Below are 22,326 nucleotides of genomic sequence, written 5' to 3'. Positions count from 1 at the left end.
GAATAAAAATAATTTTTAAAAATTAATTATTATTTCCGTTCAAAAGCCATTATTTTTGCACCATCCTCCGAAAGGCGGACAAGTAACTAATACAACTACAACATGACTATTTTACTATTGGGTTCAGGCGGAAGAGAGCATGCGTTTGCATGGAAAATGATTCAGAGTCCGCTTTGCGACACCCTTTTTGTTGCACCAGGAAACGCGGGAACCGCAGCAATAGCGAACAATATCAATATCAACCCAACTGATTTTCCAGCTATTAAAGACTTTGTCTTAAAAGAAAAAGTGGAAATGGTTGTCGTTGGTCCAGAAGATCCATTGGTAAAAGGGATTTACGATTTCTTCTTAAATGATGCCGACATAAAACATATTCCTGTAATTGGTCCATCGACTGTTGGCGCGCAATTAGAAGGAAGTAAAGAATTTGCTAAAGAATTTTTATTCAGACACAACATTCCAACAGCAGCTTATGATAGTTTTACGGCAGAAACCGTAGAACAAGGATGCCAATTTTTAGAAACACTTCAACCGCCCTATGTATTGAAAGCAGACGGATTGGCGGCTGGAAAAGGCGTGTTGATTATTCAAGATTTGGCAGAAGCCAAAGAAGAATTACGCAATATGTTGGTACACCAAAAATTTGGAACTGCTAGCGCTAAAGTGGTGATCGAAGAATTTTTGGACGGAATTGAATTGAGTTGTTTCGTTTTAACTGACGGAAAGAGTTATAAAATTTTACCAACAGCCAAAGATTACAAACGCATTGGCGAAGGCGATACCGGATTGAATACAGGCGGTATGGGAGCCGTTTCTCCAGTTCCTTACGTTGACGCTGTTTTGATGGAAAAAATCGAAACACGCATCGTAAAACCAACAATTGACGGACTTCAAAAAGACGGAATTCCCTACAAAGGATTTGTTTTTATAGGTTTGATTAATGTAAAAGGCGAACCGATCGTGATTGAGTACAACGTGCGAATGGGTGATCCAGAAACGGAGGTTGTAATTCCGAGATTAAAAACCGATTTAGTGGAATTGTTTTTGGCGGTAGCCAATGAAAAACTAGACCAAATTGCGTTGGAAGTGGACGAAAGAAGTGCTACAACGATAATGGTGGTTTCGGGCGGTTATCCGGAAGAATTTGAAAAAGGAAAAGTAATTACAGGTATAGAAAACATCACAGATTCGATTGTTTTTCACGCAGGGACGAAATTAGAAAACAATCAAGTGTTATCTAACGGAGGGCGTGTGTTGACCGTTACTTCGTATGGCGATAACTTTGAAGAAGCCATAAAAAAATCTTACCAAAATATCGCTAAGCTTCAATTTGATAAGATGTATTTTAGAAAAGATATTGGAAACGACTTAAAGTAGTTTCCAATATTTCTTAATTATTTCAAGAATGAATGTGCAGTAGTATCTTGATTTTCAGTACCTGCTTCGTCAAAAATTTGTAATTGTTTGATCCAATATACGATTGCAGCAGAACAAATAATCATGAAGATCCAGTTGATTGCATTAGCAGCAGTCCATGAAGAAAGCTCTAAAGATCTTAAAAAATCAAGAGGAGCAAATAATACATCTACAAATAAGAATTGAATTCCTTCGAAAAATGATTTCATAATAATATAAAATTATAGTGTTATTTAGTGTTTGAGTAAGTACTTAAAAAAAGAAAGCTATTTATTAAAAAGAATCTTTTTTGAACTTGTTTTAAACAAGTAGTATATTTACAGACACAAAAGTATAAAATATCCTTATGATTGCAAGTGTTTTTAAAAAATCTACACCATTAAATTACGCTTTAATCGTATTTTTAGTGTTGTTTTTCTTTTTTATCTACCAAATTCAGGATACTTCTTGGATGCCTTCGGGTGTTTTACTACTAAAAAAAGGATTTACTTTTCTGTTAGTGTTGGCGTCTGTTTTCTTGACCAGCTTTATTGGAAAACGCAACGGATTGACCAAAGACAGTGGTTATACCGCTATTTTCTTTTTGTTATTTGTATTATTTTTTCCTTCCATTTTTAACAATTTGGATCTTTTATTTGCTAATTTTTTTGTTTTGTTAGCCTTGCGTCGATTGATTTCGCTGCAGTCGATGAAAGCGTCTAAAGAAAAAATATTTGACGCATCAATATGGATTATTTTGGCCTCATTATTTCATTTTTGGTCGATTTTGTTTTTGATTTTAGTCTTTATTTCAATCATTTTATTGGTTTCGAGAGATTATACCAATTGGGTTTTGCCTTTTATCGCCTTGTTGGCTGTTGGAATATTGTTTGCCTTTTTCACTTCTATTTTTGACATTAATCTACTTCAATATCTTGAAAAAGCAAGTCAAACTAATTTTGCGATTGATTATTTTACGAACACTAGCGAAAATATAGCTTTTTCTATCTACGTGTCAGTAGCTTTGTTTTTTGTTTTTTCGATGTTAATTACTTTATCAAATCGCCCCTCGATGGTACAAACTTCCTATAAAAAGGTGGTTGCCTCCTTTTTTATTGGAGCTATTGTTTTTGTTGTTTCAGCAGACAAAGCCAGTGATTTTTTAGCATTGACAATTGCGCCTTTAGCCATTTTAGCAACTGCGCATCTAGAGTATTCTCAAACGAGATTTAAGCAAGAAATAGCGTTTGGACTAGTGCTTTTGTGCAGCATGTTTTCATTTATGAGCCAATTATAATTTGGGGCCATAAGCCAAATCTCCCGCATCGCCCAATCCCGGAACAATATAACTGTGTTCGTTGAGGTGGTCGTCTGTGGCGGCTATCCAAAGATGACAGGTATCGGGTAATTCGGCTTTCAAATGTGCAATTCCTTCAGGAGCGGCAATCACCACTGCAATATGAATTTCGGCAGGAGCTCCTCTTTCTATCAATTGTTTAAAAACAGCCACAATAGATTGTCCTGTGGCCAACATAGGGTCTACAACAATAACTGTTTTGTTGTTAATATCAGCAACCGCTTGGTACTGCACTACAATTTCAAAAAAATCGTCGTTATTGGGGTGGTGGCGGTAAGCCGAAATAAATCCGTTTTCGGCAGTATCAAAATAGTTTAAAAAACCATTGTGCAATGTTAAACCTGCGCGCAGAATAGAGCAAATCACTAATGGATTTTTAATATATTGCGTCGCCTTTGTTCCCAAAGGTGTTGGAATATCCACCGCTTTATACTCTAATTTTTTACTCATTTCATATGCCATGATTTCGCCAATGCGCTCCATGTTTTTTCTAAAACGGAGGCTGTCGTTGTGAATATTCACATCGCGAATTTGACCTAAGAAATGATTCAGAACACTATTGTTTTCAGACAGATGATGAATTTGCATAAATTGAGTTTAGAATGGTTTTATAAAACTTTAATCGTTTTTTCAATCCTATAAATGTATAAAAAAGTATCTTTGTGATTCAATTTTAAAGACATGTTTTCAAAATTAGCCTATTCAGTATTTGAACAAAGTATCCAAGATTATCATCAATTTGATAATGTAGATCAACCCATTAATAATCCTTTTCCAAAGGAACAATTTGAACATTTATTGTATCTAAAAAACTGGATCGATACGGTGCAATGGCATTTTGAAGATATTATTCGTGACCCCAATATTGACCCTGTTGCGGCTTTGACTTTGAAAAGAAGAATTGATGCTTCCAATCAAGAACGTACCGATATGGTGGAATATATTGATAGTTATTTTCTTCAAAAATACAGTCATGTTAAAGTAAAAGTAGATGCAAAAATCAATTCTGAAAGTCCAGCTTGGGCATTTGATAGATTGTCTATTTTGGCTTTGAAAATTTACCATATGCAAGAGGAGGTAAGTCGTCCAGACGCTTCACAAGAACACAAAGACAAGTGTCAAGAAAAATTAAATGTTTTGTTAGAACAAAGAACGGATTTATCTACTGCTATTGACGATTTGTTGACCGACATTGAAAACGGAAACAAATTCATGAAAGTGTACAAACAAATGAAAATGTACAACGACGATGATTTGAATCCGGTGTTGTACCAAAATAAAAAGTAATACCATGTTCAAAAACACTTTTTTTACCAAAGAACCCTGGTTTTTAAAAGTAATTTATGTTCTTGCTTTTTTAGGTATTCTCTATAATATTTACTTATTGATTTTCACGAAAAATGATATTGATGCTTTAATTCAAATGCTGAGTTCGGGATCTCTTTCGATATTACTTGTTCGAAGATTTTTTAAAGATTAGAAAAAAAATTAAATCTCGTTTTTGAGTTTTAGGATGAAACAAAAAATTCAACATATAGCCGTCATGAGACTTTCCGCAATGGGAGATGTCGCTATGACGGTTCCTGTTTTACGGGCGTTGGTAAACCAATATCCAAGGTTGAAAATTACCGTAATTTCACGACCGTTTTTCCAACCGTTTTTCAAGGATATTCCGAATCTACATTTCTTTGCTTTTGACGAAAAAGAACGTCACAAAGGGATTTTGGGTTTGTGGCGCCTGTTCCAAGATTTAAAAGAATTTAAAATCGATGCTTTTGCTGATTTACACAATGTATTGCGTTCCAAAGTAGTGCGCAGTTTATTTGCTTTAAGCGGCAAAAAAATCGCTTTTGTAGACAAAGGTCGTGCTGAGAAAAAGGCTTTAACACGCGCTGAAAATAAAATTTTTCAACCTTTGACTACGATGTTTGAAAGACACCAATTGGTGTTTGAAAGCTTGGATTTTCCAATCGATTTGTCTCAGCCGAAATTTCCTCCAAAAGCCAAAATTTCCCAACCTGAAATAGCAGCAATTGTTGCCCAATCAAAAAACACAATAGGCATTGCGCCTTTTGCCCAATACGATTCTAAAGTCTATCCGCTGGATTTAATGCAGGAAGTAATAGATGCTTTGGCAGCCAATGAAAACCAAACTATTTTTCTCTTTGGTGGAGGCCAAAATGAAAAAGAACAACTTCAAAACTTAGCAGGCGATAAAAAGAATGTCATCAATATGGCAGGAAAAATTCCATTTCAAGACGAATTGAATGTAATAAGCAACTTAGACGTGATGTTGTCTATGGATTCTGGCAACGGACACATAGCAGCTATGTTAGGTGTGCCAGTAGTGACGCTTTGGGGCGCGACCCATCCGTATGCAGGATTTTTACCGTTCAATCAAACGCTAGACAACGCTTTGGTGTCCGACAGAAATCAATTTCCACAACTACCTACTTCGGTTTACGGGAATAAAAAAGTAGCGGGTTACGAAAACGCCATGCGTACGATTTTACCAGAACAGGTTGTTGCTCGAATTGAGGAAATCCTTAAGTGGTAAACACGAATTAGTCATAGCCAGAAAGCACGACGAATAATCTCACCACTGATTCGCAGATTTCTTTTCACAAAATGAATTAAGTAATTTATACAACAAGGTTTTGAAAACGTTGCAGGTGAAAAAACAAAAAATGAGAAGCAATCACTTCTCATTTTTTATATAAATCAATTATAAACCTAGCGCCTTTGTGTCTTAGCGGCAAAGGTTAGCGGCAAAAACTAAACATCATCAAAATCCACACGAATCGTAGCCGAGGTAGGATGCGCTTGACAAGTCAAGATCAATCCGTCTGCCACGTCTTTTTCGGTAAGGATAGAGTTCTTAGTCATTTCGGCCGTTCCTTCAGTAACGCGTGCCAAGCAACTACTACAAATTCCGCCTTGACAAGAATAAGGAGCATCAATACCTTGTTTTAAAGCAGCATCCAGAATGGTTTGTTTGGCTGACATTTCGAAAGTCATTTCTTCATCGTCCACCATCACCGTAATTTGCGCGTGTCCGTCTAACGATTGTTCGACAGTATGTTCTTTGGTAGAAGTTGAAAACAATTCAAATTTGATATTGGATTCTTTGACGTTTTTTTCTTTTAAAGCATCAGAAACGGCGTTTATCATTTCTTCAGGGCCACACAAATAGAATTTGTCAAAATCCAAACTGGCGTGTTTTTCTCTCAAGATATAATTCACAGTTGTTTTGTCAATTCGTCCAGACAAAGCTCCATCTGCTTTGGATTGGCTATACACATACTGAACAAATAAGCGACCTACATATTGCGATTGTAAATCGTGTAATTCTTGGTGGAAAATTGTTTCTTCTGGTGATTTGTTTCCGTATACCAATACAAAGCTGCTTTTTGGCTCGCTTTTTAAAACCGATTTCAAGATAGAAATTGCTGGTGTTATTCCGCTACCCGCCACAAAAGCGGCATAATTACGTTGGCGATCCGCTTGTGGTTCAAAGGTGAACTTTCCTTCTGGTTGTCCCACTTCGAGTACGTCACCGGCTTTGAGTTTGGTATTGGCAAACTGTGAAAAAAGTCCGTTAGAAACTGCTTTTACCGCAATGCGTAACTCCCCACTATCCGGAGCAGAACAAATCGAATAGGCGCGACGAATTTCTTGGTTATCCAAAGTCAATCGCAAATTAATGTATTGACCAGCAATGTAAGTATAGTTGGATTGTAATTCTTCAGGAACAGAAAAAAGGATGGAAACAGCGTCTTTGGTTTCGCGTTTCACTTCTTTAATAATTAATTTTAAAAAGGAAGACATAGTTGTAATTTTTGACAAATATACTAAACTGGGGAGTTTTTAGAAAATGATAAAGATCAGGTTTGTAGGATTTACCACAAACCTGCCTGCCGCAGGCCGGGGCGCAAAAGCACAAAGAATAGTTTTTTTGCTCTAGTCATTGTCTTGAAAAGTTACCCAACGAAAGTCCTCGCCACGGATTAAAGGATTTAAATGGATTAAAAAACTTCAAATATAGAAATTGGAATTGGTAACTTTTTATTATTTTTAACTACTTATTCACCAAATCTATACTTAATGAAGTTTATTCTACATTTTCTCTCGCTGGAATGGAAATCGTTTTCCCGTTCGGCTTCTTTTGGAACTAATCTCGCCATCAAAATTTTAATGGCCATTGTAGCGTTATTGTATTCTTTCGCTTTGCTTTCGATGGGTATTGGGTTGTATTATGGTCTAAAAGAAAATCATTTAGATCCTTTAGTTCAAATCAATACCTTCTTGATTTACTATTTTCTCTTCGATTTAACGCTGCGTTTTTTATGGCAAAAAATCCCCGTAATGAACATTCGCCCCATGTTAATTTTGACTATTAAAAAAAGTACGATTGTTCATTTTTCTCTTGGAAAAACGGCTTTGTCTTATTTTAATTGGATGCACGCTTTTTTCTTTCTTCCTTTCTCCGTTGTGTTGTTCATAGAAAACCATCCAATAGAGAGTGTTATTTCTTGGCATTTAGCAATGTTTTCGATAGTGTACATTAACAATTTCATCAATGTATTATTTAGCAACAAAGACAATTTGTTTGGAATTTTACTAGCAATTGTAGTTGTTTTAGGCGGATTACAACATTACGGCTATTTCAACATTACAGATTATTCGGCACCCTTTTTTGAAGGACTATTTCACAGTCCGGGATTATTTTTAGTTCCACTTTTAGTGCTTATAGGATTATATAAAATCACTTATGATTTCTTTAAAAAGCAATTGTATCTCGATGCAGGTCTAGCCACTAAATCAGCGATTGCAAAAACAGAAAATTTTACTTGGCTGAATCAGTTTGGAACCTTAGGCACATTTTTGAAAAACGACATCAAATTAATTAAAAGAAACAAGCGCTCCAAAACCACGGTAGGAATGAGCATTTTGTTTTTGTTTTACGGTTTTATTTTTTTTAATAACCCTTCTCAGCCACAATTCATGCAAATTTTTGCAGGCATTTTTGTCACAGGTGGCTTTTTGTTCACTTTTGGTCAGTTTGTGCCAAGTTGGGACAGTCAATACTACCCATTAATGATGACCCAAAACATTTCATATAAGAACTATTTGACTTCAAAATGGTGGTTAATTGTGATTGCAACAGTAATTTCTACCGTAATATCTTCCTTTTATATCTACCTCGGTTGGGAGATCTATTTGATTATTTTGGCGGGTGCTATTTATAATATTGGCATCAATTCACATTTAGTTTTGTACGCTGGCGCTTACACCAAAACCCCAATTGATCTAACTTCGAGTAAAGGGGCTTTTGGGGACAAAAAAGCGTTTAATTTACATACGACATTAATTTCTTTACCAAAGATTGTCTTACCCGTTTTACTGTATGCATTAGGTAAATACATGGAAGGACCCAATACAGGTTTAGCTCTTGTGGCAGGTGCTGGGCTAATCGGTTTTGCATTACGCGACCGGGTTTTTTCTCAAATTGAAAAAGTCTACAAAGTAGAGAAATACAAAACCATTCAAGCCTACAAACAAAACAATTAACATTCAGTTTCCGGTTAGCAGCAATAAACATTTTCTAACCCATAAACTTTAACCTCATAAACTTAATTCACTATGATCCAAGTCAATCAACTTTCAAAAAAATACAACGGGACTACCGTTTTACAAATCGATAATTTAAGCATTCCAAAAGGACAAAGTTTTGGATTAGTAGGCAATAATGGCGCCGGGAAAACTACTTTTTTTAGCTTGCTCTTGGATTTAATCCAACCTACAACTGGCGAAATCATCAATAACGAAATTCCGGTACATACTAGCGAAAATTGGAAATCCTTTACCGCCTCTTTCTTAGACGAAAGCTTCTTAATTGGCTACTTAACTCCCGAAGAATATTTCTATTTCATTGGTGATTTACGCGGTCAAAACAAAGCCGATGTAGACGCGTTATTAGCAAAACACGAAGAGTTTTTCAATGGTGAAATCTTGAACAATAAAAAGTATTTGCGCGATTTATCCAAAGGAAATCAAAAGAAAGTCGGCATTATTGCTACTCTAATTGGGAATCCGGAAGTGGTAGTTTTAGATGAGCCGTTTGCTAATTTAGATCCTACTACAGTCAATCGTTTGAAAAAAATCATCAAAGAACTAAGTGAAAATCCGCAAGTGACGATTTTGGTTTCGAGTCACGACTTGCAACATACGGTGGAGGTGTGCGATAGAATTGTGGCATTAAATAAAGGCGAAGTAGTAAAAGACATTGTAACATCAGCAGAAACGCTACAAGAGCTCGAGGCCTTTTTTGCGGTTTAAGTTTCCATATTTCAAAAAGAAACGTAATTTTACCTTTCTGTATACTAAATCAGTACTATAGAAGTTAAAGTTATAAACCGTTTCCAATTGAAAATTAATAAATCATATCCCTTTTTCATTTTTTTTACCATTCTTTTTTTAGTGGCTTGTTCTACTAAAAAAGACACCTTCATTTCCAGGAATTATCATGCATTAACGACTAAGTATAATGTATTGTATAATGGTGGAATCGGCTATGATAAAGGATTGGTTGGAATTAACGAGAAAAGCAAAAACAATTTCTGGAAACGATTACCCGTGGAAAAAATGGAGTTGTCTGACGGCTCAACTTTTGACACTACTAAGAATGCTAATTTTGATTTGGCTGAAAAAAAAGCCACAAAAGGGATTCAAAAACATTCTATGAATATTGGCGGAAAAGAAAGAAATAGCCAAACAGACGAAGCCTATCTTATGTTAGGAAAGGTGAGGTATTATGAGCAGCGCTTTATCCCCGCTTTGGACGCATTTAATTACATTCTTTATAAATATCCCGGTAGCGATAAAATTTATGAAGCTAAAATTTGGCGCGAAAAAACCAATATGCGTCTAGGAAATGACGCTTTAGTAATTAAAAATCTTTCGAAATTGTTGAAGGATTTTAAATTAAAAAATCAATATGTCGCTGATGCTAATGCCGTTTTGGCAGAAGCCTTCTTGAATTTAGAAGAAAAAGACAGTGCGGTTTCCAAATTGAAAATAGCACAAGGGCTAACTAAAATTAACACCCAAAAAGCGCGATACCGATTTATTTTAGGACAGCTGTATGAAGAGTTAGGTAAAAGAGACAGTGCACTTATTAGTTACCAATCTGTAATTGATATGCATCGAAAAGCCGATAGAGATTATGTGATTCAAGCCTACGCTAAAAAAGCGCAGCTGTTTGATTTTCAAAAGGGCAATAAAGAACAAATAGAAAAAATGTTTGCTAAACTTTTGGAAAACCGAGAAAACCGTCCTTTTCTAGACCTGATTTACCACCAAATCGGATTGTATTACGAAAAAAGTAATACTGCAGAATTGGCATTAAAAAACTACAATCTCTCTTTGAAAAAAGCAAAAGACAACAGCTATTTAGCCGCTTCTAATTATAGAAATGTAGGCAATATGTATTTCAAAAGTGCTGATTTTCTTTTGGCGGCAAAATACTATGATAGTACATTGGTGAAATTAGAAAAGAATACTAGAGAGTTTCTCCAAATTGAAAAAACCAGAAAAAATTTAGACGACGTAATTAAGTATGACGCACTTGCTCAACAAAACGATAGTATTTTAAAAGTCGTAGCTTTTTCTGATTTGGAACGCATAACGTTTTTTGGCAATCACATCGAAAAACTTAAAAAAGCGGAAGAGAAGAAACAATTAATGGCGAAGAGGCAACAAGAAGCTATGGCTAGCATAGAAAATGCAGGTTCTGCTCCAATGGGCAATCAAAAAGGGCTTTTGAAATCGCCGTCTTCGAGTCCTTTGATTACTTCAAAATCGCAAGCAACTTCAACAAACACCTTCTATTTTTACAACCCCACCACAGTTTCCTACGGTCAGTTAGAATTTAAAAAGAATTGGGGCAGCAGAAGCGCTAAAGGCTATTGGAGAATGAGTGCCAATACTAAAGAGATTTTAATTTCGCCATCCAGCGAAAGCGAATTAATTGAGGGATCTACCACAGCAAAAGCGTCTCAACCAACCGACAAATTTGAAATAAAGTATTATTTAGCTCAATTGCCTACTGAAAAAAGAGAATTGGACAGCATTAATCAAGAACGAAATTTTGCCTACTTACAGTTGGGACTTATTTATAAAGAAAAGTTCAAAGAATATGCTTTGGCCACAGCCAAACTAGAAAGCGTTTTAAAACAAAATCCGGAGGAAAAACTAGTTTTACCAACAATGTACAACCTCTATAAAATCTATCTCATTACAGACTTAGGTAAAGCATCACAGATGAAAAGTCAAATTGTTGCTCAGTTTCCTTCTTCGCGGTATGCGCAAATTATCAACAATTCTGACACGGATGGTTTAAAGTTAGACACTCCTGAAAAAACGTACAGTCAGTTGTATCAAGAATTTAAAGAAGGGCAGTTTGTGTCGGTTTTAGAAAAAATAAATACGGCAATTATTCAGTTTTCAGGAGATGAAATTGCACCTAAATTGGAATTGTTACGAGCCAATACAGAAGCTAAATTATTTGGAATTGAAGCGTATAAAAAAACACTAGAAGCAATTGCAGCTCAATATCCCAACACTGACGAAGGAAGACAAGCCAAAGAGATCGTTAACGATCAGATTCCCGTATTAGAAAAAATGGAGTTTACCACGAATGCTAAAAGTTGGAAAATACTATTTAAAGCGGGTTTAAGAACAGATCCAATTACTATTGAAATTGAAGATAAAATTAAAAAATTCATCGCCGAAGAAAAAATAGAAAAACGATCGTATTCCTATGATGTTTATACTGACAAAGAAAACTTTGTAGTAATTCACAACATAAAATCCGAGGCTTATGCTGCTGACATCATTAACTATATGAAGACGAACAAGCAGTTTACAATCCATCAAGACGCAATTATTATTTCGAGCGATAATTATAAAGTGGTTCAAATCAAGAAAAACCTAGAAAGCTATTTAGCCTCAAAAAAGCAGTAAATTATGTTTGACAAAAAAACCAAATCCTACACCGACCTTTTAGGGAAAACCAACCGAATTGTAGAAGGAACAAGAATTAAAGGCAATATTTATTCGGTTGCCGACTTTAGACTAGACGGAGAATTAACCGGAAATTTCCAAACAGAAGGTAAAATTGTTATTGGTCATGCCGGAATAGTTGTGGGAGATATTGTATGTAAAAGCGCCGATATTGAGGGTCGATTTAGCGGGAAAATCCAAGTAGAAGAACTACTCAATGTTAAAGCAACAGCGGCCATTTATGGCGAAGTTACCGTTGGTAAATTAGCGGTTGAACCTGGCGCTGATTTTTCGGCTACTTGTACCATGACAACAAAAACAACTACTCATCCAAATGGAGAATAAGTTACCGACTAAAAAAAACAAGTGGTTAGTTTTGATTACTATTCCTGCTCAAATGGGAATCACTATTTTTCTATTTTCTTTTTTAGGAGAATGGCTGGACAACAATTACCCTAATGATTGGGTATATTATCATAAAGTTCTTTTGATTATAGGCGTTTTTCTGGCCATGTACAACACCATTAGATTAGTAAATCAAGTTAACAAACAATAAGACCAGACCCTAATGAAGCTTGTAAATAAAACACTATTCTTGGTTTTAATCCCGTTAACAGTTTTGTTTTATCTTGTTCATATACAAGTACTACATTCTATAGGTGTTAAGCCTTCCACGTTCTATTACTCGCTTGAATTAGAGTATTGTTGTTTTGCTTTCGCAACCGCAGTAATTGTTTTTGTTTTACAAAAAATTAAGCAAAAAAACTTCGACACCGTTGGGCTTATTTTTCTATGGATAACTTCAATTAAAATGATTGCCTGTTTTTTTGCAGTTCGTCCAATTTTACAACTGGAAAGTCCGACCGCTTCAATAGAAAAAATTAATTTTTTTGTGATTTTTATTCTTTTTTTAGCAATAGAAACCGCAATAACTATTAATTTATTGAATGAAAAGAAGGAATTTTAAAAAACGATTTTAAATATCCCTAAAAATAAATTTTTATATTCTTTTGAATATTAATAAAAAATGTACCTTTGCACCTAAATTTTAGAAACCTAAATAAACTAAGATATTTAACTGTTATGGTGATTTCAAACAAACCACTTCAATTCCTATTTATAGCTTTAGTCGCAATGCTTCCTTTGGCAGGTTTTGCTAACTCAACTGAAGAAAAAGAGGCAACTCCAACAGCAAGCAAAGATGTTAAATCTGAAATAAAAGAGTTTATTAATCATCACTTATTAGATTCACATTCTTTTTATTTTAATGCAGATAAAGAAACAGGAGAACACAATGGTTTTTCTTTACCAATTATTCTTTGGGATAACGGTTTGCAAGTTTTTTCTTCTGGCGAATTTCATCATGGCCCAGTAGCTGATGTTGCAGAGCATAACGGGAACTTCTATAAATTACACCACGAAAAAATATACAAAACAGATGCTTCAGGAAAACTAACTGAAGAACACGGTCACCCAACGAATGTTAAACCATTGGATTTATCTATTACTAAAAGTGTAGTTGGAATTTTATTCGTGTCTATTTTAATGTTTGTATTATTTAGAGGGTTAGCAAAATCATACGCTAAAAATGGCGGAATTGCATCTGGAGCGGGTCGTTTCTTTGAGCCTTTAGTTTTATACGTAAGAGACGAAATTGCGATTCCAAACATTGGAGAAAAAGCATATAAAAAATACATGAGCTACTTGCTTACAATCTTTTTCTTTGTGTTTTTCTTGAATATTTTAGGATTAACACCACTAGGATTTAACGTAACTGGAAATATCGCAATCACTGCTTCTTTAGCATTAATGACGTATTTGATTACTACTTTTTCTGCTAACAAAAATTATTGGGGACACATTTTCTGGATGCCAGGAGTGCCTACACCAATGAAATTTATTTTGGCTCCAATTGAATTGTTGGGGACAGTTATTAAACCATTTTCATTAATGATTCGTTTGTATGCTAATATTTTGGCAGGACACGTTGTATTAATGAGTATTATTGGTTTGATGTTTATTTTTAAAAGCTGGATTGGAAGCACCTTGTCATTTGGATTGGCATTTGCACTATCTATCCTTGAAATATTAGTAGCGTTTTTACAAGCGTATATTTTCACGATGTTATCTGCTTTGTATTTTGGTGCAGGAAATGAAGAGCACCACCACGAAGAGGCGCATCACTAATAAGTTTAATTGTTGATTGTTTAATAGTTTAACCTCATAAACAATTAATATAGTTAAACCATAAATAAGAATGTTTAATTTTTAATATATATATTATGCAAATTCCAACTATTGTAGGAGCAGGATTAATTGTTATCGGAGCAGGTTTAGGTATTGGTAAAATTGGTGGTTCAGCAATGGACGCTATTGCTCGTCAACCAGAAGCTTCAGGAAAAATCCAAACAGCTATGCTTATTGCAGCTGCACTTATTGAAGGTATTGGTTTCGCTGCGTTATTCGCTGCTTAATTAAAACACAAAACAGTAGTTACAACGGTTGGTTGTAACTATTGTTTTTAAAAATTAAAACAAATTCAATTGCTACAAGCAATTTAAAAAAAGTTTACAATTTTATAATTACATATAATGGAGAAGTTAATTAATGATTTTTCGTTTGGTTTATTTATTTGGCAAGTAGTAATATTTGTTGGATTAATATTCTTATTAAAAAAATTCGCTTGGAAGCCTATTTTAGATGCGGTTAACGAAAGAGAACAAGGTATTAAAAATGCTTTGGAATCAGCTGAAAACGCACGTAACGAAATGCAAAACTTACAAGCAGACAACCAACGTATTCTTCAAGAAGCAAGAGCTGAACGCGACGCTATGTTAAAAGACGCTCGTGAAATGAAAGAGAAAATGGTAGCTGACGCTAAAAGTGAAGCACAAGAGCAAGGTCAAAAAATGATTGACCAAGCTAAAGCAGCTATCGAAAGCGAAAAGAATGCAGCTATGGCTGATTTGAAAGCACAAGTTGCTACCTTGTCATTAAGTATTGCAGAAAAAGTATTGAAAGACGAATTGTCTAACAAAGAATCTCAAACTAAATTAGTGGAGAAAATGTTAGGTGACGTAAAACTGAACTAATTATGGCAGGTACAAGAGCAGCAATTCGTTATGCAAAAGCAATCTTAGACATCTCTAATTCAAAAGGGGTGGCAGATGTTGTGAATAACGATATGAAATTGATTGCTTCTACAATCAACGCAAACGAAGAGTTAAACACTTTCATTCAAAGCCCGACTACTTCAGTTGAGGTAAAAGAAAAAGCGTTGTTGGAAGTTTTTTCAGGAGTAAATGCAGTAACACAAGGATTGTTTCATTTGTTGTTTGAAAACAAACGATTTGAAATCCTAGAAGCAATTGCTTTGGAATACAATAAATTGTCTGATGAGATGAACGGAATTGAAGTAGCCAAAGTAACTACAGCTATTGCAATGGACGCAGCTTTAGAAGCTAAAGTTTTAGCCAAAATCGCTACGCTATCAGATAAGAAAATCACAATTGAAAATACGATAGATGCTTCCATCATTGGAGGGTTTATTTTAAGAATAGGCGACAAGCAATACAATGCTTCTGTTGCTAATAGATTACAAGTATTAAAAAGAGAGTTTAGTAATTAGTTATTACACATAAAAGTGTTTAAATTATAAAGTAAGATGGCGGAAATCAAACCTGCTGAAATTTCAGCAATATTAAGAAAGCAAGTAGAAGGTTTTGAATCTGGTGCTACACTAGAAGAAGTAGGAACAGTACTTAATGTTGGAGATGGTATTGCTCGTGTGTACGGGCTATCTAATGTTCAATACGGAGAGTTAGTTGAATTCGAAAATGGTCTTGAGGCTATTGTATTGAACTTAGAAGAAGACAATGTTGGGGTTGTACTTTTGGGTGCTTCAACAGGAATCAAAGAAGGTTCAATCGTTAAAAGAACACAACGTATTGCATCTCTTAAAGTAGGAGAGCAAATGTTAGGACGTGTTGTAAACACATTAGGTCAACCAATTGATGGTAAAGGACCAATCGGTGGGGAATTATACGAAATGCCTTTGGAAAGAAAAGCGCCAGGAGTTGTATTCCGTCAACCAGTAACTGAACCATTACAAACAGGAGTAAAAGCAGTTGATGCGATGATTCCAGTTGGTCGTGGACAACGTGAGTTGGTTATTGGTGACCGTCAAACAGGAAAATCAACGGTTTGTTTGGACACTATCTTAAATCAAAAAGAATTTTACGATGCAGGAAAACCTGTATTTTGTATCTATGTTGCTATTGGACAAAAAGCTTCTACAGTTGCAGGTATTGCAAAAATGTTAGAAGAAAAAGGAGCTATGGCGTATACGATTATCGTAGCAGCTAACGCTTCTGATCCAGCTCCAATGCAAGTATATGCTCCAATGGCAGGTGCTGCAATTGGGGAGTATTTCAGAGACTCTGGACGTCCAGCTTTGATTGTTTATGATGATTTATCTAAACAAGCGGTGGCGTATCGTGAGGTGTCTCTTTTATTAAGAAGACCACCAGGACGTGAAGCATATCCTGGAGACGTTTTCTACTTACACTCTCGTTTATTAGAGCGTGCTTGTAAGGTGATTGCTGATGATGATATTGCAAAAAATATGAACGACTTACCAGATTCTTTAAAAGGAATTGTAAAAGGAGGAGGTTCATTAACTGCTTTACCAATTATCGAAACACAAGCGGGTGACGTTTCTGCCTATATCCCAACTAACGTAATTTCGATTACAGATGGTCAAATTTTCTTAGATGGAGATTTGTTTAACTCTGGGGTTCGTCCTGCAATTAACGTAGGTATCTCAGTATCTCGTGTTGGAGGTAATGCACAAATCAAATCAATGAAAAAAGTATCTGGTACTTTAAAATTAGACCAAGCGCAATTCCGTGAATTGGAAGCGTTTGCTAAATTTGGTTCTGACTTAGATGCGGTTACTTTAAACGTAATTGAAAAAGGAAAAAGAAACGTTGAAATCTTGAAACAAGGTTTGAACGAACCTTATACTGTTGAAGATCAAGTAGCTATTATCTACGCTGGTTCTAAAAACTTATTGAGAAATGTTCCTGTAAACAAAGTAAAAGAATTTGAGAAAGATTTCTTAGAATTCTTGAACAACAAACACAGAGACACTCTTGATGCTTTGAAAGCGGGTAAATTAGATGACAACATTACTGATGTTATCGAAAAAGTAGCAAAAGAAGTTTCAGCGAAGTATAATTAATCAATATAACAATATGTCAATGTGTGAATGACAGTCATTTGCACATTGATAAATTGATAAATTTTCATATTTAGAATGGCAAACTTAAAGGAAATCCGTAATAGAATTACTTCCATTTCATCTACGATGCAAATCACATCGGCAATGAAAATGGTTTCTGCTGCAAAGCTTAAGAAAGCACAAGATGCGATTACAGCGATGCGCCCTTATGCCGAAAAATTAACGGAATTATTACAAAATCTTTCTGCTACCTTAGATGGTGATGTAGGAGGTGATTTTACAGCACAACGCGAAATCAAAAAAGTATTAGTTGTAGCTATTACTTCTAATAGAGGTTTGTGTGGTGCTTTCAATACAAACGTAATTAAAGAAGTTAAAAATCGTTCTGATTATTACGCAGGAAAACAAGTAGATGTTTTTGCAATTGGTAAAAAAGGAAATGATATTTTGAGCAAAACATTAACGGTTATTGATAATCAAAGCGCCATTTTTGACGATTTGACTTTTGATAATGTAGCTCAAATTGCAGAGGTATTAACCCAAAAATTTGTGGCTGGAGAATACGACCGTATCGAATTGGTGTACAACCAATTTAAAAATGCGGCGACTCAAATTATTCAAACAGAACAGTTTTTGCCTTTGGCTCCAATTCAATCAGACCTACCTGTTTCAACAGGAGATTATATTTTTGAACCTTCTAAAGAAGAAATTGTATTGACTTTGATTCCGAAATCATTGAAAACACAATTGTACAAAGGAATTAGAGATTCGTTTGCTTCTGAACACGGAGCGCGTATGACGGCTATGCATAAAGCAACTGACAACGCAACGGAATTAAGAGATCAATTGAAATTAACCTACAACAAAGCGCGTCAAGCAGCAATTACTAACGAAATTTTAGAGATTGTAGGTGGTGCTGAAGCGTTGAACGGATAATATTAGTTTGAAATATATCATGAGAGCCTCGCATTGCGGGGCTCTTTTTTTTGAGTATTTTTATAAAAAAAATTTACAACTTGGAAATTAGAGAACTTACAACTTTAGAAGAGATGTTAGCTCAATTTGAGCTCATGAAGCATTTGTACAGCAATAACTTTACTATAGAAAAATACGAAGCCTATTTGACCGAAATGCTTCCTCATAACTATATTCAAATCGCTGTATTTGAAGGCGAAGAATGTATTGGACTTTCGGGTCTATGGTCCGGAATTAAACTGTGGTCAGGCCGCTATTTTGAGATTGATAATTTTATAGTCCATCCAGATCATCGTTCTAAAGGTGCAGGAAAATTTATGACCGATTATATCAATGCAAAAGCTGAAGAAGCCGGTTGTACCATGATTGTATTGGATGCCTTTACAGGGAATTTTACAGCACACCGTTTTTATTATAACCAAGGGTATTATCCAAGAGGATTTCACTTTATTAAGACCTTGAACGAAGCCGGATTGTCTTAAAAAAGCTGTTAACAAAACCAATTTCAAAACCCAAATTAAACCAAAGAATTCGTTATTTTTGTTTTTATCAAAACCTAAACCAGACCAACTTGGGATTATATAAAAGTCTTTTCAAACAAACCGCAATCTATGGATTAGCAACGGTTTTGCCTCGAATGCTGAGTTTTTTACTCGTGCGTTTGTACACAGGCATCTTGCCTACAGGTGAGTATGGAGAAGTTTCTATAGTGCTTTCGTGGATGGTTTTTTTCAACGTGGTATTGTCCTACGGAATGGAAACGGCTTTTTTCCGATTCTATAATTCGGAGACCGATAAAGAAAATGTGATTGCTACTTCGACCATTTCTATTTTTTGGTCCTCCATTATTTTTATTTTTGGGGCTTTAATTTTCAGAGGCACTTTAGCTTCATTGGCTAATGTTGATGTGCAGTATATTACTTATGCTATTTGGATTTTGGTGTTAGATGCCTTAGTGATTGTGCCTTTTTCGAAGTTGCGCGCCAACCAAAAACCGATGTTGTATGCGGTTATAAAAATTGGAAATGTAGCCGTTAATTTGGCATTGAACCTTTTCTTCTTATTGCTTTTACCAAAAATTGCCGCTTCAAGTCCTAATTCATTTATTGGGAATTTGTATGTTGCCAATTATGAGATAGGTTATATTTTCGTTTCTAATTTAGCAGCAAGCTTATTAACTTTAGTTGTGTTATCACCCAATTATCTTTTCTTAACGCGAAAATTTGATGTGGCACTTTGGAAAAAGATGATGCGTTACGGATTGCCTATTTTGGTTGCTGGAATTGCCTTTGCAGTCAATGAACATTTCGATAAAATTCTGTTGGGATATTGGTTGCCAGAAAGCGTTGCTAAGTCGGAAGTTGGAGCCTATTCAGCTTGTTATAAACTAGGATTGTTTATGGTGTTGTTTGCCACAGCATTCCGATTGGGAATTGAACCCTTCTTTTTCAGTCATTCTAAAAATGAAAACGCGCCACAAACCTACGCCATGATTACCAAATATTTTGTGATTTTTGGTTCTTTGATTTTGTTGGGTGTAATCGTTTTTGCCGATGTATTGAAGTTTTTGCTTTTGGATGACAAATCCTATTGGGAAGCCATGAAAGTGGTGCCGTTGATTATTTTGGCTAATTTCTTTTTAGGGATTTACAACAATCTTTCGGTTTGGTATAAACTAACTGACAGAACTAAAATGGGCGCCTATATTTCGATTGTAGGTGCTGTTTTAACCTTGGCGTTGAATTATCTTTTAATTCCAAAATTTAGCTATTACGGCTCAGCTATTGCAACCATTGTGGCTTATGGAAGCATGATGTTAATTTCTTATGTGTTAGGAAATCGGTATTATCCTATTCCGTATGATATGGAAAAGATTGGCGGCTATTTGGGCTTGTCGATTGTATTCTCTGCTATTTCTTTTTACGGATTCCGAGAAAACTATTTAGTGGGAATTCCGTTATTATTGGTATTTGTGTATTTTGTATACCACAACGAAAAAGCAATCATACTCTCTATTATTAAACGAAAAAAATAAAATGACTATAAAAATCATCAATAAGTCGCAACATCCGTTGCCTAATTACGAAACGATTGCTTCGGCTGGAATGGATTTAAGAGCCGATTTAGAAGCTCCCATCACCTTAGCTCCTTTGGGGCGAGTTATTGTAAAAACAGGCTTGTTTATTGAGTTGCCGATTGGTTACGAAGCGCAGGTTCGCCCAAGAAGCGGTTTGGCTATCAAAAAAGGAATTACCGTTTTGAATTCTCCAGGAACAGTCGATGCTGATTATAGAGGAGAAATAGGGGTGATTTTAGTCAATTTATCTAATGAAGATTTTGTAATTGAGAATGGCGAACGCATCGCTCAATTGATTATTGCCAAACACGAACGCGCCGAATGGATTGAAGTTCAGGAATTATCTGAAACATCCAGAGGAGAAGGTGGATTTGGAAGCACGGGGGTGAAATAGGATTTGATTAACAGAATATTGACAACATTTTAATAACGTGATAGAAAATAACATACCGAATTTAAAATCAACGGACTTATCCTTTTATTCAAATAAAATAAGGGCTTTTTTTCTATTGTTGATATCTTCACTTATGGTGTTTTGTGGAATTAATGAAAATCTCTTTGATTTCGAATTAAAGCCGTTTAAAAGCACAATGTTATTATTGGGGTTTGTTATATTCGTGTTTGGAATAATAATTTCAATTTTATATTTAATAAGAACAAAACCCCTTCTCACCGTTACTAAAAATGAAATTATTATTTACAATATTTTATCAACTAAAAAAACAAATGTAAATTTTGAAGAAATCAAATCATTTTTTGTAATAACTACTAGTTATAAAGGAATTACTAACAATAGACAGATTTGTATCCAAATGAAAAAACCAATAAAGGAATATAATAATTCTTTATTTTATAAATTTCTATTGAAATTTGATATTAAAATCGCGAATTCACAATATGTAATACAAACCAATTTTTTAAATATTAATCATAAAAAACTATTAGCGATTTTAAATGATCATCTAAAAAATGATAGATAGCTATTTATTTTTGATACAATTTAGGTCTATATTCAGTCGAATTCTGCAAATAATAAAACTTAAATAAACAATCAAAAATTTTCTAAAAATCAGCTTTCTTCGACTGAAATTAATTAAAAAACTTTTGTGAACTTTGCGAAAAACCTTTGCGAACTTTGTGGTTAAAAATTAAAATAAATTAACAGGAGGATGAGATTACTTCGTTCCTCGTAATGACAATAACATGAAAATAATAGTACCAATGGCAGGACGTGGTTCTCGTCTTCGCCCACACACATTGACCATTCCTAAACCGTTAATTCCTGTAGCAGGAAAACCTATCGTTCACCGTTTGGTGGAAGATATTGCGGGGGTTTTGAACCAAGAGATTGAAGAAATTGCTTTTATTATCCACGAAAGTTTTGGCAAACAAGTTGAAGCCGATTTGATTGCAATTGCTGAAAAACTGGGATCTAAAGGAACGATTTATTACCAAAATGAAGCTTTAGGAACAGGACACGCCATTATGTGTGCCAAAGATTCTTTGAGCGGCCCAGCAGTTATTGCCTATGCCGACACCTTAATTCGTGCCGACTTTGATTTGGATCAAAATGCCGATAGCGTGATTTGGGTAAAACAAGTCGACCAACCAGAAGCCTTTGGTGTAATCAACTTGAATGACGCCAATGAAATCGTCGAATTGGTTGAAAAACCAAAAGAATTTGTTTCCGATTTAGCCGTAATTGGAATTTACTATTTCAAAGATGTGGCGGTGTTGAAAAACGAATTGCAATTGGTGTTAGACAATAATATCATTCACGGAGGCGAGTACCAAATCAACGACGGAATCAAACAAATGATGGCTAAAGGCATGAAATTTGTTCCAGGAGAAGTGGCTGAGTGGATGGATTGCGGTAACAAAGATGTAACGGTAGAAACTAATTCTAGAATGCTAGGATTTTTGTACAATGACGGAGAACATTTGGTAGATTATGGAGTAAAATCGGAGAATTCTACGATTATTCCGCCTTGTTATATTGGGGAAGATGTGGTGTTGATTAACACAACTGTTGGTCCTAATGTGTCTTTAGGGAAAGGATGTCACGTTGTTAATAGCACGATTAAAAACAGTTTGGTACAAACGTATTCGCATATTAAAAATGCCAATTTAGACAATGCAATGATTGGAAATCACGCAAGTTTTGACGGGAATTTTACCAGCATCAGCATCGGAGATTATTCGGTTTTAGAATAAAAT

23 protein-coding genes are annotated in these 22,326 nt (G+C 35.1%); 20 read left to right on the top strand and 3 right to left on the bottom strand.

Annotated elements, in window-relative coordinates; genetic code table 11:
* The first annotated feature begins 102 nt into the window (after positions 1–102).
* Entirely contained in the window at positions 103–1,377 is a 1,275-nt protein-coding gene (gene purD, locus LPC23_RS02825) for a phosphoribosylamine--glycine ligase (RefSeq protein ID WP_229330949.1), read from the top strand.
* A 17-nt stretch (positions 1,378–1,394) separates the two neighbouring features.
* On the opposite strand, the gene LPC23_RS02820 is transcribed toward purD, so the two are convergent.
* On the bottom strand, positions 1,395–1,625 hold the full coding sequence (locus tag LPC23_RS02820; RefSeq protein WP_229330947.1) for a DUF6341 family protein: 231 nt from the start codon (positions 1,623–1,625) through the stop codon (positions 1,395–1,397).
* A 137-nt stretch (positions 1,626–1,762) separates the two neighbouring features.
* On the opposite strand from LPC23_RS02820, the gene LPC23_RS02815 reads away from it, so the two are divergent.
* Positions 1,763–2,692, top strand: a complete 930-nt coding sequence (locus LPC23_RS02815; protein ID WP_229330945.1) for a DUF6427 family protein — start codon at positions 1,763–1,765, stop codon at positions 2,690–2,692.
* Here the strand turns inward: LPC23_RS02815 and upp are convergent.
* Entirely contained in the window at positions 2,687–3,340 is a 654-nt protein-coding gene (gene upp / locus LPC23_RS02810; RefSeq protein WP_229330943.1) for a uracil phosphoribosyltransferase, read from the bottom strand. The genes LPC23_RS02815 and upp overlap by 6 nt on opposite strands.
* Before the next feature lie 93 nt (positions 3,341–3,433).
* Between upp and LPC23_RS02805 the strand changes: the two genes are divergently transcribed.
* On the top strand, positions 3,434–4,039 hold the full coding sequence (locus LPC23_RS02805; RefSeq protein WP_229330940.1) for a DUF4254 domain-containing protein: 606 nt from the start codon (positions 3,434–3,436) through the stop codon (positions 4,037–4,039).
* Between the two features lie 256 nt (positions 4,040–4,295).
* Positions 4,296–5,309, top strand: a complete 1,014-nt coding sequence (locus LPC23_RS02800) for a glycosyltransferase family 9 protein (protein ID WP_229330938.1) — start codon at positions 4,296–4,298, stop codon at positions 5,307–5,309.
* 218 nt (positions 5,310–5,527) lie between these two features.
* Here LPC23_RS02800 and LPC23_RS02795 read toward each other — a convergent pair whose 3' ends face one another.
* A complete protein-coding gene (locus tag LPC23_RS02795; protein WP_229330936.1) occupies positions 5,528–6,580 on the bottom strand; it encodes a ferredoxin--NADP reductase in 1,053 nt (350 codons plus the stop codon).
* Between the two features lie 276 nt (positions 6,581–6,856).
* On the opposite strand from LPC23_RS02795, the gene LPC23_RS02790 reads away from it, so the two are divergent.
* The 16 genes from LPC23_RS02790 (at position 6,857) to LPC23_RS02720 (ending at position 22,323) form a co-directional block, all read left to right on the top strand.
* Positions 6,857–8,323, top strand: a complete 1,467-nt coding sequence (locus LPC23_RS02790; RefSeq protein WP_229330935.1) for a DUF5687 family protein — start codon at positions 6,857–6,859, stop codon at positions 8,321–8,323.
* A gap of 72 nt (positions 8,324–8,395) precedes the next feature.
* A complete protein-coding gene (locus LPC23_RS02785) occupies positions 8,396–9,091 on the top strand; it encodes an ABC transporter ATP-binding protein (RefSeq protein ID WP_229326285.1) in 696 nt (231 codons plus the stop codon).
* 87 nt (positions 9,092–9,178) lie between these two features.
* Positions 9,179–11,776: a type IX secretion system periplasmic lipoprotein PorW/SprE gene (gene porW / locus LPC23_RS02780; protein ID WP_229330933.1), complete on the top strand. Its 2,598-nt coding sequence runs from the start codon at positions 9,179–9,181 to the stop codon at positions 11,774–11,776.
* 3 nt (positions 11,777–11,779) lie between these two features.
* Entirely contained in the window at positions 11,780–12,160 is a 381-nt protein-coding gene (locus LPC23_RS02775) for a bactofilin family protein (protein WP_229330931.1), read from the top strand.
* A complete protein-coding gene (locus LPC23_RS02770) occupies positions 12,150–12,371 on the top strand; it encodes an AtpZ/AtpI family protein (protein WP_229330929.1) in 222 nt (73 codons plus the stop codon). The genes LPC23_RS02775 and LPC23_RS02770 overlap by 11 nt, the downstream gene beginning before the upstream one ends.
* A gap of 527 nt (positions 12,372–12,898) precedes the next feature.
* Positions 12,899–14,002, top strand: coding sequence for a F0F1 ATP synthase subunit A (gene atpB, locus LPC23_RS02765; protein ID WP_229330927.1), 1,104 nt, complete (start codon positions 12,899–12,901; stop codon positions 14,000–14,002).
* 95 nt (positions 14,003–14,097) lie between these two features.
* Complete coding sequence (gene atpE, locus LPC23_RS02760) at positions 14,098–14,289, top strand: ATP synthase F0 subunit C (protein ID WP_008255642.1); 192 nt, start codon at positions 14,098–14,100, stop codon at positions 14,287–14,289.
* Between the two features lie 117 nt (positions 14,290–14,406).
* Positions 14,407–14,907 (top strand): F0F1 ATP synthase subunit B, encoded by a 501-nt coding sequence (locus LPC23_RS02755; protein ID WP_229326275.1) that lies wholly within the window; start codon positions 14,407–14,409, stop codon positions 14,905–14,907.
* Between the two features lie 2 nt (positions 14,908–14,909).
* A complete protein-coding gene (gene atpH / locus LPC23_RS02750; RefSeq protein WP_229326273.1) occupies positions 14,910–15,443 on the top strand; it encodes an ATP synthase F1 subunit delta in 534 nt (177 codons plus the stop codon).
* Between the two features lie 36 nt (positions 15,444–15,479).
* Positions 15,480–17,057, top strand: coding sequence for a F0F1 ATP synthase subunit alpha (atpA, locus tag LPC23_RS02745; RefSeq protein ID WP_229330925.1), 1,578 nt, complete (start codon positions 15,480–15,482; stop codon positions 17,055–17,057).
* Between the two features lie 75 nt (positions 17,058–17,132).
* Complete coding sequence (atpG, locus tag LPC23_RS02740) at positions 17,133–17,993, top strand: ATP synthase F1 subunit gamma (protein WP_229330923.1); 861 nt, start codon at positions 17,133–17,135, stop codon at positions 17,991–17,993.
* An 80-nt stretch (positions 17,994–18,073) separates the two neighbouring features.
* On the top strand, positions 18,074–18,514 hold the full coding sequence (locus LPC23_RS02735; RefSeq protein WP_229326267.1) for a GNAT family N-acetyltransferase: 441 nt from the start codon (positions 18,074–18,076) through the stop codon (positions 18,512–18,514).
* 89 nt (positions 18,515–18,603) lie between these two features.
* A complete protein-coding gene (locus tag LPC23_RS02730; RefSeq protein WP_229330922.1) occupies positions 18,604–20,067 on the top strand; it encodes a lipopolysaccharide biosynthesis protein in 1,464 nt (487 codons plus the stop codon).
* A 1-nt stretch (position 20,068) separates the two neighbouring features.
* The gene (dut, locus tag LPC23_RS02725; protein WP_229330920.1) at positions 20,069–20,503 is read left to right on the top strand and encodes a dUTP diphosphatase; all 435 of its coding nucleotides are present in this window, start codon (positions 20,069–20,071) and stop codon (positions 20,501–20,503) included.
* A 37-nt stretch (positions 20,504–20,540) separates the two neighbouring features.
* Entirely contained in the window at positions 20,541–21,089 is a 549-nt protein-coding gene (locus LPC23_RS10290; RefSeq protein WP_420842314.1) for an STM3941 family protein, read from the top strand.
* Positions 21,090–21,312: 223 nt separating this feature from the next.
* On the top strand, positions 21,313–22,323 hold the full coding sequence (locus tag LPC23_RS02720) for a sugar phosphate nucleotidyltransferase (protein WP_229330918.1): 1,011 nt from the start codon (positions 21,313–21,315) through the stop codon (positions 22,321–22,323).
* Positions 22,324–22,326: the final 3 nt, after the last annotated feature.

Origin of the sequence: Flavobacterium ammonificans (assembly GCF_020885975.1) — a bacterium.
Classification (GTDB): domain Bacteria; phylum Bacteroidota; class Bacteroidia; order Flavobacteriales; family Flavobacteriaceae; genus Flavobacterium; species Flavobacterium ammonificans.
This window is presented reverse-complemented; position numbering and strand designations above follow the sequence as displayed.